Here is a 12,690-nt window from a genome sequence, read left to right as displayed (position 1 = left end):
TTCTTGTCGATTTAGGGTATTGGCTATGACCGCATTATTTAAGGACAAGATCTTATTGGATCGATTAAAGATCTCTATATACCAGCCCGCCGATAGCTGATCGCGCAGCCGCGCACAGACGCTGCAACGACCCCCGCCAGTGCTGCTGGCGGGGGTTTTTGTTTGTGCAGGGCGGGGTGATTGCATCCCTCGGAGCATCGCAACCGTATTAACAAAATATACTAAGAAAGTGTTAACTGCGCCTTACACTTGGCATGTTGCCGTTCCGGGCGCCATTGCGGCTTATGCTTCAATATCAATGATTTGTTAATTCTTCTGAACATTGGCACGAATCGTGCATGTTTCCCTGCGTGAGATCATCGGACGGGTGCCAGCGCGCCGGCGAGGATGGTCAAGCACCGGACGGCCAGTACCGCCCGGTCAACCGCAATAGGGGACAGACCATGTCGTTTCGCAATCTGATCATCGCCGGCGCATTTGCTGCCACGGCTTCCATGGCATCGGCCGCCACTGTCGTTCTCGACTTCACCGGCGTCGTGAATCCGGGCCTTGGCAACAGCACGAGCGTTGACAATTTCTACAACGGCGGCGTCAGCGGCCATGGCACCAGCGGCACCAACTATGGCGCGGGCTTCTCCGCCAACGGCTTGGCTATCAATGGCTACAATGGCTGCTGCGAGCCGGATCAGTACCTGGTGCCAGCGCGCAAGGGCATCCTGTTCTTCCTGTCCGGCGGCGCTGTCACCGTCAACTATGCCGCAGGCTTCACGACCGGCTTTTCCTTCTATTATGCGTCGAACTCGAACGCCACGATCCGCGTCTATGACGGTTTGAACGGTACCGGCAACGTGCTGGCCTCGCTCGCGCTGGCAACACAGGCCAACCAGAATTGCCGTCCTGGCGCCACCGGCTTCTATTGCAACTGGACCCCGGTTGGCGTCGCCTTTGCCGGCACCGCCAGATCGATCGATTTTGGCGGCGGCGCCAACTTCGTCGCCTATGACAACATCACCTTCGGCAGCGATCGTCCCGGCGGCACCGTCCCGGAACCGTCGAGCTGGGTGATGCTGATCGCCGGCTTCGGCCTGGTCGGCGCTGCGATGCGTCGCCGCAAGGCTGCCCTCGCCGCCTGATGCTTGCTGGCCCGCAAGGGCCGGTGAAGATGAACAGACACGCGCCCCGCCGGCTCAGCCGGCGGGGCGTTTGTGTATGTAAAGTGTCGGTAGAGTTTACAGTGGTGATCGGGCCTGTTCCGCGAACCGCCGCGCCGTCGATGGACCCCGGACCAATTGCAACAATTGGCATGATTTTTGCTGATATTGGTATCAGCCACCACACCGAATTTGGCGCTAATGCATTGTTAACTCGAATGGGGAATATCAGATGAAGAAGTTTTTGCTTGTATGCGTTGCAGCGGCCGCAATTGCCGCGCCTGCTTCGGCAGCCACCTTCGTTGGCAGCTGGCGCGTCGATGCCGGTCCGTCGTGGACCGGCGGACCCATTGCCTACACCGGTCAGGCTGCTGCCGCACTGCTCTTCGGCGGCACTGCCAGCCAGTATCGTATTTCGACGATCGACAGCAACGTGGCCAACATCGACAATCTCGCATGGGTCAGCACCTATGGCGGCGCTTGCGGTGGTACCTTCCCGTGCGGCACCAAGGTTGCGCACAATTCCGTCAATTCGTCGGGCGGCTTCTATCTGGCCGGGGGCAACCAGTCTGCCTATGTTCAGGATTGGGCCGTCGGCCCGCAGTACGTCAACTATGCGTTCTTTGACGCCGTGCCGGAATCCTCGACCTGGGCCATGCTGATCGCCGGCTTCGGCCTCGTTGGCGCTTCGATGCGCCGCCGCAAGGCTGTCCTCGCCGCCTGACGTTTGCCGGCCCGCGAGGGCTGGTGAAGATGAACAGACACGCGCCCCGCCGGCCCAGCCGGTGGGGCGTTTGTGTACGCAAAGTGTCGGTAGAGTTTACAGTGGCGAATAGCCGCACATGGCTGCTGCCGCCCGGTCGATGACGGATTGGCAAGCGCGAAATTTGGCACGAACTTTGCATTAATCGCACCAGTTAAATCGGCATCGATGCCGGTTTACTGAAACTTAACTATTGGAGGGGTGTTCATGAAACTTCACATGCTCATTGTCGCCGCTGCCTTGGCGTCGGCGCCTGCGGCTGCTGCTACCTACCTGCCCGTCGGGCCGCAGAATGACGTCGCCATTGCGACGGTCACCTCTGGTGGCTGGACGCAGTGCTTCATCGGCAACTATGGCACCGGCGGCGCATCGATTGCCGGCATTCTGAGTGCATGCGGCGGCACCCGCCTCATGATGGCCGGCCGCGTCACAGGCAGCAACACGCTGCAGCTGCTCGCCCAGGCCCTGCGCGAAGACGTCACCTTCGAAACCGGCACGGGCGGCAACAGCACGCACAACGCCAATGGCACCGACTGGTACTTCAACGACAGCTATTCCTGGGGCTTCGCTCCGGAAGGCGTGGGCGTGTTCCGCACAAGCTGCGATGCCTCGGGCGTGTTCGATTCCAACACCGCCGGCGGCGCGCAGCGCCTGTGCTGGCACACCGGTAGCGGCACGCTCAATGGCGGTTGGCGCCTGGGCAATGATACCAGCCTGAACAGTGCGTCGAATTTTGAACGGCTGATGTTCACCAACACTGGCGGTGCCATTCCGGAACCTGCCAGCTGGGCGATGCTGATGGCCGGCTTCGGCCTGGTCGGCGCCGCGATGCGCCGCCGCAAGGCTGCCCTCGCCGCCTGATCCGTCCTTTTTGGACAATTGAAAGCCCCGCCGGCGATGCTGGCGGGGCTTTTTCTTTTTGGGGCATGCTGCCGCGCCAGTGCCGTGCCTGTGCCGCAAGGCGGACACAATGCACGGCTATCCCACGAGTTGAACCCAAAGGATTCGCCACTTGGCTACTGCCTTTCAATTGCCTCACGATGGCGCCGATCCGGCCCGCCCGCTGCGCATCGCGCTGTTTTCCGGCAACTACAATTATGTCCGCGATGGCGCCAACCAGGCGCTGAACCGCCTTGTGGCCTTCCTCGAACGGCAGGGCTGCACGGTGCGCGTCTATTCGCCGACCAGCGATACGCCTGCCTTTGAACCCGCCGGCACGCTGGTTTCCGTGCCTTCGGTGCAGATCCCCGGCCGCGCTGAATACCGGGTCGCGCTCGGTCTGCCCGAACGGCTGAAGCGTGACATCCGGAATTTTGCTCCCGACATCATCCATCTGTCGGCGCCCGATCCGCTTGGCCATGCCGCCAAGAAACTGGGCCGCGCGCTTGGCGTGCCGGTCGTGGCGTCCGTCCACACGCGTTTCGAAACCTATCTCGAATATTATGGCTTTGGCTGGCTGCGTCCGGCTGGCGAAAACATGTTGCGGCGCTTTTACGCCGGCCTGGATGCGGTTTTCGCCACCACCAGCGGCTTTGCCGAAACCCTGCGCGAACAGGGCATCGTCGAACACGCCACTGTCTGGAGCCGGGGCGTCGACAAGGCGCGCTTCAACCCCGGGCGGCGCTCGGCGGAATGGCGCTGGAGCCTTGGCATCAAGGATGATGAGGCGGTCATCGCTTTTGTCGGCCGGCTTGTGCTGGAAAAGGGCCTCGACAAGGTCGCCGCCGCGGTCACCGAGCTGAAGGCACGCGGCGTGCCGCACCGGCTGCTGGTGGTGGGCGAAGGCCCGGCCCGCGAACGCTTTGCGGCGCAAGTGCCCGATGCGATCTTCGCCGGCTTTCTGGATGGCGACCGGCTGCCGCGCGCCTATGCCAGCGCCGAAGTGCTGATCAACCCCAGCACGACCGAAACATTCGGCAACATCAACCTCGAAGCCATGGCGAGCGGCATTCCCGTGGTCGCCGCCGATGCCTCGGGCAACGCCTGTCTGGTCGAAAACGGCGTGACGGGCCGGCTCGTGGCGCCCGATGACATCGCCGGCTATGCCGATGCGCTGACGCTGTATCTGACCGACCCCGCCGCCCGCGCCGCCGCCGGTGCCGCGGGCCTCAAGGCCGCGCAGGCCTATGACTGGGACGAAATCAACGGCGCCGTGCTGGCACGCTATCGCCAGCTGGTCTGATCACGGCTCTTTTGCAGCGGCCACCTTGCGCCGCACATCCCGCACCGTGGACACGGCGCCGAATATGACCAGCGCCGCGAGCAGGCCCCACACCCAGATCGGCACGCCGCGGCCCACAACGGCCAGATACAGATAGGCCGAGACAAAGAAGAACCCCGAACTCAGCACCGGTACGACGATCGAACCATTGCTGCGCAGCCGGCGCACCAGCCACGCAATGCTGGCGAGAAAAAACGGGATGGCGCCAACATAGATGACCCCGAAGATCACCGGATCGACGCCATAGGTCGGCCCCAGCGACCAGAACCAGCGTGTCACATCGGCCCAGGCCGTTTCCATGGTGTTTCTCCTGTCGGCTCGCCTTGTCGAATCGCTTGCCCGCGCCTATGTAACGCGCGTCGGGCTTGCCCGGATATGGCGATAAATCATGCCGTGTAATAGACGCAGCGGACCCGGGGGCAGTACCCGGCGGCTCCACCATTTCCCCCCCGGTTATCGCGGGATTGAATGGGGCCGAACCAGGATCGACGTGTGTTCAAAGACGGTGTTTTTGCCCGGCATGAATAAGCCGTTAAATGTTTCAAAACACCTAAATGCCAACGATAACGAGGCATTCGCAATCGCAGCGTAACACAAGGTCCTCAGGGACTTAGTTACACTGGCCGAAAGCGCGGTTGGACCGAACCGGGCAACAGAATCGGATTCCAGCGGCCCGGGGGGCGCCGGGCAACAGAAGCCCCCCACCAGCATGCACGAACCGAGGCGCACCCCAGACCTCAGCAACGCGGGCGCCGGGCAACAGAACCCCCCGCACTTCGCGCGCCCTTGACCCGGCGGCGCGTGCGCGCCACTGAAAACGCGCCCCCGCACAAAGGCCGCCAAACGTGACCGAAACCACCCCAGACAGCCTGATCCCCTATGACGAGATCGTCCAGGACGCGCTGCGCGGCGTGGTCAAATCGGTGCTGCAACGGATCATTGCCGATGGCGCGCTGCCCGGCGCCCATCATTTCTATATCGCGTTTCGCACGCGGGCGCCCGGCGTCGACATTCCGCGCCACCTCATGGAGCGGTATCCCGACGAGATGACCATCGTCATCCAGAACCGATATTGGGACCTGATGGTCGATGATGTCGGCTTTGGTATCGGCCTGAGCTTCAACCAGGTGCCGTCCAGCCTCTATGTGCCGTTTGCGGCGCTGACCGGCTTTGTCGATCCGGCGGTGAATTTTGCCCTGCAATTTGCAACGCAGGGCGACGACGCGCCGCCGCCAGAGCCGGAACCCGAACCACCGTCCGAGGACGAGCCCGGCAGCAATGTCGTGACGCTCGACCGTTTCCGCCGCAAATAAGGCCCGGACCCATGCCGCGTCAGGAAAACGACAGCTTCGGCGCCATCGACGTTCCTGACCATGCCTATTGGGGCGCGCAAACGCAGCGTTCGATCGGCAATTTCCCCATCGGCCATGACCGGATGCCACTGCCGCTCATCCATGCGCTCGGCCTGGTGAAACAGGCCGCTGCACGGGTCAACCGCGCGCACGGCCTGCCTACCGATCTGGCGGACGCCATCGAGGCTGCCGCCGCCGAGGTTGCCGCCGGGCGCCATGATGACCAGTTCCCGCTTGTGGTCTGGCAAACCGGGTCGGGCACCCAGACCAACATGAACGCCAACGAGGTCATCGCCGGCCGCGCCAATGAAATGCTGACCGGCGCGCGCGGCGGCAAGGCGCCGGTGCATCCCAACGACCATGTCAATCGCAGCCAGTCGTCCAACGATACCTTTCCCACCGCCATGCACATCGCCGTGGCGCTGCAACTGCGCGGCCGGCTGCTGGCGGCGCTGCGCGATCTTGCTGCTGTGTTCCGCCGCCACGAGGCAGACTGGGCCGATGTCATCAAGATCGGCCGCACGCATCTGCAGGACGCGACGCCGATGACGCTGGGGCAGGAAATGTCAGCCTTTGCCCAGACCTGCGAGGACGGCGCCGACCGCATCGTCGCGCTGTGGCCGCGCCTGTCGCGGCTGGCACAGGGCGGCACGGCGGTCGGCACCGGCATCAACGCGCCAGCCGGGTTCGGCCCGGCGTTCTGTGCCGCGCTCGCCGATGTGACCGGCGGCGTGCCCTGGGCCAGCGCGCCCAACAAGTTCGAGGCGCTGGCGACGCATGACGCCATGGTCGAGGTTGCCGGTGTGCTCAACACCATCGCGGTGGGGCTGACCAAGATCGGCAACGACCTGCGGCTGCTGGGCAGCGGGCCGCGCGCTGGCATTGGCGAGCTGGCCTTGCCCGAAAACGAGCCCGGCAGCTCGATCATGCCCGGCAAGGTCAACCCGACCCAGGCCGAGGCGCTGACGATGGTGTGCGCCCAGGTGATGGGCAATTGCCACGCCGTGACCATCGGCGCCCTGCAGGGGCATCTTCAGCTCAATGTCTTCAAGCCGCTGATCGCCCATGCCCTGCTCGGCAGCATCGCGATACTGTCAGACGCCACCAACAGCTTTCGCCTGCGCATGGTGGAAGGCATGACCCCCAACCGCGCCCATATCGCTGCATTGGTGGAACGCTCGCTTATGCTGGTGACGGCGCTGGCGCCCGAAATCGGCTATGACAATGCCGCCGCTATTGCCAAAAAGGCGCATCATGACGGCACGACCCTGCTCGAAGCTGCGCTGGCGCTCGGGCTGGTCAGCGAAGACCGGTTCCGCGCGCTGGTGCGGCCGGAGCAGATGATTTGATTGCGGCACATCCATCCGCTATCTGCCGCAGATGACCCAGTTCAGCCGCCCTGCGGCCCCCGCCCGGCGCGGCCTCATGTTCGTGATGTCTTCCCCCTCGGGCGCGGGCAAGACCACCTTGTCGCGGCGGCTGATGGCCGAGGATGACGGGATCACGCTGTCGGTGTCGGCCACGACCCGCCCGCCGCGACCCGGCGAGGTCGATGGCAGGGATTATTATTTCGTCAGCCCCGAACAGTTCCAGCAATTGATCGCCGACGACCAGCTGCTCGAATGGGCCACCGTGTTCGGCAACCGCTATGGCACGCCGCGTGGGCCCGTCGAGGCCGCGCTCCAGGCTGGCCGCGATGTGTTGTTCGACATCGACTGGCAGGGCACCCAGCAATTGCAGCAGACCGATGCCGCCAGCGATCTGGTGCGCGTGTTCATCCTGCCGCCCGACCTGGCCGAACTGGAACGCCGGCTGCACGGACGCGGCACCGATTCGCCGGACGTCATCAGCGGCCGCATGTCCCGCGCCCGCGACGAGATCAGCCATTGGGGCGAATATGACTATATCCTGGTCAATGACGATGCCGATGCCTGCCTCGACGAGATTTTCGCCATCCTGAAGGCCGAACGCCTGCGCCGCAAACGCCAGCTTGGCCTTGCCAGCTTTGTTCGCGCCATGCTGGGCGACTGATGGTGCGTGCAGCACTGTTCCTGTGTGCGGTTCTGGCGCTGGCCGGCTGTGGCGGCGGCGATGAGGTTCGCCCCTATGCGGTCGTGCGCCGCCCCGACATCTGGCAGAATATCATCCAGGAATCCGACCGGCCCCGGCTTGCCGGTCTGTACAGCGCCTGGGCGGCGATACGCCGCGACGTGCCGCCGGCTGATCTGGCGGCGCTGGGCGCGGTTGTGAGCGACACCGCCGTGCGTGCCGGCGGATTTCCCGGCGCCGGCACGTATCGCTGCCGCATGGTCCGGCTCGGTCGGCGCCGCGATGCGCCCGCCGGGCAGCCGCTGGTGCAGGTTGGCGACTGGCAGGCCTGCACGCTGCGCGCCGATGGCACCATGATGCGGCTGGTCGGCAGCGGAGACGGCCAGACCCTTTCAGGCACCCTTTTCACCGATAACGACCGGCTGGTGTTTCTCGGCACGGTGCGGCTGCCCGGCGAAATGGGCGTGCTGCCCTATGGCACCGACAGGGACCGCAGCCAGGTAGGCGCGCTGCAAACCGTCGGCGAGGCGCATTGGCGCATCGCGCTGCCATGGCCGCGCTGGCAGTCCAAGCTGAACATCCTGGAACTAGTCCCGGCCTGATCGCCGCGGCCCCAGCTGTGCCAATCGACCCGATTTTCTATTTCGCGGCCATTCCGGCGGTGATCATCATGGGGCTGGCCAAGGGCGGCTTTGCCGGGCTCGGGATTCTGGCCGTGCCGATCATGGCGCTGGGCATGTCGCCGGTCGAAGCCGCTGCCATCCTGCTGCCGATCCTGCTGGTGCAAGACGTGTTCAGCGTGCGCGCCTTTGGCGGCCAGCGCGACGATTCCATCCTGCTGCGAATGGTGCCTGGCGCAGTGCTGGGCATCTTTGCAGGCTGGCTGCTGGCATCGTTCGTGTCGGTGGCGGCCGTCGAGGCGGCCATAGGCCTCACCACCATCGGTTTTGCCTTCCAGCGCATCATCGCCGAACGGCGCGGCGTGCCGGCGGCGGCTGCGCGGCCATGGGCGGGCGTCCTGATGGGCGCGGTGTCGGGCTTCACCAGCCAGATCGCCCATGCCGGCGGGCCACCGTTCCAGATGCATGTGCTGCCGCGCAAGCTGCCGCGTGATGTGTTCCTGGGCACAAGTTCGGTGTTCTTTGCGCTGATCAACTGGCTCAAGGTGCCGGCCTATGCCGCGCTCGGCCAGTTCACGCCGCAAAATCTCAAGGCTGCCGCCGTGCTGATGCCGGTGGCCATCATCGCGACATGGGCCGGCACGATACTGGTGCGCCGGGTCGATGGCCCGCGTTTTTATGCGATCATCCATGCGCTGATGATCATCGTCGGCGCCAAGCTGGCATGGGACGGTCTTGCAGCGCTGATGTGACCCGCTAAGCTGACGCGCATGAAAACGCTTCTCGCACTCGCCCTCTGCACTGCCGCGCCCGCCATGGCGGCGCCGGTCGATCTCGTCACCCTCTACAAGGACTTGCATACCCATCCCGAACTGTCGCTGCAGGAAGTGCGCTCGGCGGGCATCATGGCCACCGAAGCCCGCGCGGCAGGGTTTACCGTCACCGAAAAGGTCGGCGGCACCGGCGTGGTCGCGGTGATGAAGAACGGCCCCGGCCCCACCGTGCTGGTGCGCGCCGACATGGACGGCCTGCCGGTCAAGGAAGCCACCGGGCTGGCCTATGCCAGCGCCGCGCTCGGCAAGGCGCCCGATGGCGGGATGACACCGGTGATGCACGCCTGCGGCCACGACATTCACATGACGGTCTGGATCGGCACGGCGCGCGCACTGGCGGCGGCAAAGGACAAATGGTCGGGCACCATCGTCATGATCGGCCAGCCTGCCGAGGAAGTCTCGCGCGGCGCCGCCGACATGATCGCCGATGGCCTGTTCACGCGCTTCCCCAAGCCGGATTTTGCACTGGCCCTGCACGATGACAGCCGCATTCCGGCCGGCACGGTTTCGGTGCCGCAGGACCGGGCGCTGTCCACAGCGACGATGATGGACATGACCGTGCGGGGTGTCGGCGGCCATGGCGCCTCTCCGGCGACAACCAAGGACCCGGTGCTGCTCGCCAGCCGCATCGTGACTGGTCTGCAATCGCTGGTCAGCCGCGAAAACGACCCCTTCCACCCCGCCGTGGTCACGGTTGGCGCCATTCACGGCGGCACCAAGCACAACATCATCCCCGATGAAGTGCGGCTGCAATTGACCATCCGGTCATACGACATGGCGCAGCAGCAGCGCATTCTGGATGGCATTGCCCGCGTCGCGCGCGGCGAGGCCATTGCCGCCGGCATACCCGAAAACCTGATGCCGCAGATCAGCAACAGTGCAGCAACGCCGCCAACGCTCAACACGCCCGAACTGGCCGCGCGGGTGCAGGCGCGATTCGTCCAGACGCTGGGCGCCGACCGCGTCATCACGCTTGATCCCAGCATGGCGTCCGAAGATTTCAACCTGTTCGGCACCGTCGCTAAAATCCCGTCGGTCATTTACTGGCTGGGCGGCGCGCGGCGCGACAAATGGGATGCGGCGCAAAGTGGTGGCCCGGCCATCCCCAGCCTGCACAACAGCGGCTGGGCGCCCGACCCGGCGCCGACCATCGCAACCGGCGTGACGACGATGACCGATGCAGTGATGATGCTGCTGCCGAGGCAATAGGGGCAAGCGCCCGAACCGGAATTGCCAAAAAATGGTAGGGCGCCGGCCTGCGCTGGCCATGCTAATACCCAAGGCAACAATCCTTGGGAGACACGGCAATGCGTGACTATCGCAAATTCTACATCGGTGGTGCCTGGGTCGACCCGGCGGTGCCAAAATCGCTCGATGTCATCAACCCGGCGACCGAGGCTGTTGCCGGCGTGATTTCCATGGGCAGCGCCGCCGACGCCGACCGCGCCGTGATGGCGGCACGCGGCGCATTCGCGGGTTATTCGCAGACCAGCCGCGCCGACCGCGTCGAACTGCTGCAGAATATCCTGGCCAAATATCAGGAGCGTTTTGCCGAAATCGCCGCCGCTATCACCGAGGAAATGGGCGCACCGGGCTGGCTCGCGATGCAGGCGCAGGCCGCCATCGGCGTCGGCCATCTGATGACCGGCATCGAGGTGCTGAAGAACTACGAATTCGAAAAGCTGCGTGGCACCACGCTGATCACCCATGAACCGATCGGTGTGTGCGCCTTCATCACGCCGTGGAACTGGCCGATCAACCAGATCGCCTGCAAGGTCGTGCCCGCCATCGCCACCGGCTGCACCATGGTGCTCAAGCCGTCCGAAATCGCGCCATTCTCGGCCATTTTGTGGGCCGAAGTCATGCACGCCGCCGGTGTGCCGGCCGGTGTCTTCAACCTCGTCAACGGCGATGGTCCCACAGTCGGCGCCGCGCTGTCGTCGCACCCTGAAGTGGACATGGTCAGCTTCACGGGCAGCACCCGCGCCGGCGTCGAGGTGGCCCGCAGCGCCGCACCCACCGTCAAGCGTGTCCACCAGGAACTGGGCGGCAAGTCGCCCAACATCATCCTCGATGACGCGGACCTGCAAGTCGCGGTTGCCGGCGGCGTCAAGTCGGTGATGATGAACAGCGGCCAGTCGTGCAATGCCCCGACCCGCATGCTGGTCCCGGCCGCCAAGATGGAAGCCGCCAAGGCCATTGCCAAGGCTGCAGCCGAAGCCACGACCGTCGGCTCGCCAGACGGCAATGCTGCGATGGGACCGGTCGTCAGCGAGACGCAATGGACCAAGATCCAGGGCCTGATCCAGAAAGGCATCGACGAAGGCGCCACGCTGGTCAGCGGCGGCACCGGGCGGCCCGACGGTCTTGAAAAAGGCTATTACGTCAAGCCGACGATCTTTGCCGATGTCAGCAACGACATGACCATCGCCCGCGAGGAAATCTTCGGGCCGGTGCTGGCGATGCTGCCCTACCAGTCCGAGGAACAGGCGGTCGCCATCGCCAATGACACCGTCTACGGCCTTGCCGGCTATATCTCCGGCGAGCCGGAACATGCCCGCAAGGTGGCGCGCCAACTGCGCACCGGCCAGGTCAACATCAACCAGGCGCCCGGCGACATGATGGCGCCATTCGGCGGCTACAAACAGTCGGGCAACGGCCGCGAATGGGGCGACCATGCCTTCACCGACTTCCTCGAAACCAAGGCCATCATCGGCTGGGGTGACAAGGCAGCGGCGCAATGAGCCTGCATACACCCATTTGTGACCTGCTCGGCGTGCCGCACCCGGTGCTGCTCGCCGGCATGGGCGGCGTGTCCTATGCCGAAGTGTGCGCCGCTGTCAGCGAGGCCGGCGGTTTCGGCAGCCTCGGCATGGCCGGCCTGTCGCCGCGTGTCATCGCCGACCAGATGGCACGGGTGAAGGATCTGACCGACAAGCCGTTCGGCGTCGATTTGCTCACCGCCCAGCCCGAAACGCTGACCGCCAGTGTCGATGTCATCATCAAGGGCGGCGCAAAGGCGTTCATCGCCGGGCTGGGCGTGCCGGTCGCGATCATCACCGAACTGAAACAGGCCGGCGTTGTCGTGATGTGCATGGCCGGCAATGTCCGCCACGCCGTCAAGGCCGCCGAAGCCGGCTGCGATGTCATCATCGCGCAAGGCACCGAGGCCGGCGGCCACACCGGCAGCGTCGCGTCGGTTGCGCTGTGGCCGCAGGTCGTCGATGCCGTGGATATTCCGGTTGTGGCGGCTGGCGGCCTGTTCGACGGGCGCGGCCTGGTTGCGGCCCTTTCGTTCGGCTGTGTGGGCGTGTGGATGGGCACGCGCTTCATCGCCAGCCACGAGGCCCACGCCGGGCAGAAATACAAGGACGCCATCGTCGGCATGAGCGAGAGCGACACGGTGGTCAGCAAGGTGTTCACCGGCAAGACGCTGCGCGCCATCGTCAACGACAGCAATCGCGATTTCGACAACAGCAGCGCCAAGCCCTTTGTCGCCCAGGTCGCCGAATCGGTGCAGCTCAACCGGCTGGGTCCGATTGCCGGCGTGCTCGATGTCATTCCAGAAACCCAGTGCCTGGCGGCAGGGCAGGGCGGCGGCGGCATCACCGAGGTGCTCCCGGCCGGCGAAATCGTGCGCCGCACCATGGCAGAGGCGGAAAGCGCGCTGAAAAGCCTGCGGAACCTCGGCTGATGCGAGC

At 64.8% G+C, this 12,690-nt stretch carries 12 protein-coding genes, 1 other RNA gene and 1 pseudogene; 13 read left to right on the top strand and 1 reads right to left on the bottom strand.

Going from position 1 to position 12,690, the window contains the following annotated elements; all coding sequences use genetic code 11:
- Positions 1–443 precede the first annotated feature (443 nt).
- From RMQ73_RS05370 to RMQ73_RS05355, 4 genes and pseudogenes are all read left to right on the top strand, one after another.
- The gene (locus RMQ73_RS05370; RefSeq protein ID WP_310497036.1) at positions 444–1,133 is read left to right on the top strand and encodes a PEPxxWA-CTERM sorting domain-containing protein; all 690 of its coding nucleotides are present in this window, start codon (positions 444–446) and stop codon (positions 1,131–1,133) included.
- Positions 1,134–1,779: 646 nt separating this feature from the next.
- Positions 1,780–1,875: pseudogene (locus RMQ73_RS14240) on the top strand (PEPxxWA-CTERM sorting domain-containing protein); the annotation flags it as partial.
- A 246-nt stretch (positions 1,876–2,121) separates the two neighbouring features.
- On the top strand, positions 2,122–2,775 hold the full coding sequence (locus RMQ73_RS05360) for a PEPxxWA-CTERM sorting domain-containing protein (RefSeq protein WP_310497034.1): 654 nt from the start codon (positions 2,122–2,124) through the stop codon (positions 2,773–2,775).
- A 151-nt stretch (positions 2,776–2,926) separates the two neighbouring features.
- Entirely contained in the window at positions 2,927–4,096 is a 1,170-nt protein-coding gene (locus tag RMQ73_RS05355; protein ID WP_310497033.1) for a glycosyltransferase family 1 protein, read from the top strand.
- Here the strand turns inward: RMQ73_RS05355 and RMQ73_RS05350 are convergent, their stop codons facing one another.
- The gene (locus RMQ73_RS05350) at positions 4,097–4,435 is read right to left on the bottom strand and encodes a hypothetical protein (protein ID WP_310497032.1); all 339 of its coding nucleotides are present in this window, start codon (positions 4,433–4,435) and stop codon (positions 4,097–4,099) included.
- A 19-nt stretch (positions 4,436–4,454) separates the two neighbouring features.
- On the opposite strand from RMQ73_RS05350, the gene ssrA reads away from it, so the two are divergent.
- The 9 genes from ssrA (at position 4,455) to RMQ73_RS05305 (ending at position 12,683) form a co-directional block, all read left to right on the top strand.
- Positions 4,455–4,841, top strand: a transfer-messenger RNA (tmRNA) gene (gene ssrA, locus RMQ73_RS05345).
- A 139-nt stretch (positions 4,842–4,980) separates the two neighbouring features.
- Positions 4,981–5,448, top strand: a complete 468-nt coding sequence (locus tag RMQ73_RS05340) for a ClpXP protease specificity-enhancing factor SspB (RefSeq protein WP_310497031.1) — start codon at positions 4,981–4,983, stop codon at positions 5,446–5,448.
- An 11-nt stretch (positions 5,449–5,459) separates the two neighbouring features.
- Complete coding sequence (locus tag RMQ73_RS05335; protein ID WP_310497030.1) at positions 5,460–6,836, top strand: class II fumarate hydratase; 1,377 nt, start codon at positions 5,460–5,462, stop codon at positions 6,834–6,836.
- A gap of 31 nt (positions 6,837–6,867) precedes the next feature.
- Positions 6,868–7,518 (top strand): guanylate kinase, encoded by a 651-nt coding sequence (gmk, locus tag RMQ73_RS05330; RefSeq protein WP_310497029.1) that lies wholly within the window; start codon positions 6,868–6,870, stop codon positions 7,516–7,518.
- Complete coding sequence (locus tag RMQ73_RS05325; protein WP_310497028.1) at positions 7,518–8,138, top strand: DUF4893 domain-containing protein; 621 nt, start codon at positions 7,518–7,520, stop codon at positions 8,136–8,138. The genes gmk and RMQ73_RS05325 overlap by 1 nt, the downstream gene beginning before the upstream one ends.
- Before the next feature lie 17 nt (positions 8,139–8,155).
- Positions 8,156–8,908, top strand: a complete 753-nt coding sequence (locus RMQ73_RS05320) for a sulfite exporter TauE/SafE family protein (protein WP_409049838.1) — start codon at positions 8,156–8,158, stop codon at positions 8,906–8,908.
- An 18-nt stretch (positions 8,909–8,926) separates the two neighbouring features.
- Positions 8,927–10,198: an amidohydrolase gene (locus RMQ73_RS05315; protein WP_310497027.1), complete on the top strand. Its 1,272-nt coding sequence runs from the start codon at positions 8,927–8,929 to the stop codon at positions 10,196–10,198.
- A 98-nt stretch (positions 10,199–10,296) separates the two neighbouring features.
- Positions 10,297–11,733, top strand: coding sequence for an aldehyde dehydrogenase family protein (locus tag RMQ73_RS05310; protein ID WP_310497037.1), 1,437 nt, complete (start codon positions 10,297–10,299; stop codon positions 11,731–11,733).
- Entirely contained in the window at positions 11,730–12,683 is a 954-nt protein-coding gene (locus RMQ73_RS05305) for a nitronate monooxygenase (RefSeq protein WP_310497026.1), read from the top strand. Before RMQ73_RS05310 ends, RMQ73_RS05305 begins: the two co-directional genes overlap by 4 nt.
- Positions 12,684–12,690: the final 7 nt, after the last annotated feature.

It is taken from the genome of Sandarakinorhabdus sp. (assembly GCF_031430775.1).
Lineage (GTDB): Bacteria > Pseudomonadota > Alphaproteobacteria > Sphingomonadales > Sphingomonadaceae > Sandarakinorhabdus.
The sequence above is the reverse complement of the archived record's forward strand: the minus strand, read 5'-3'. Positions and strand labels throughout refer to the sequence as shown.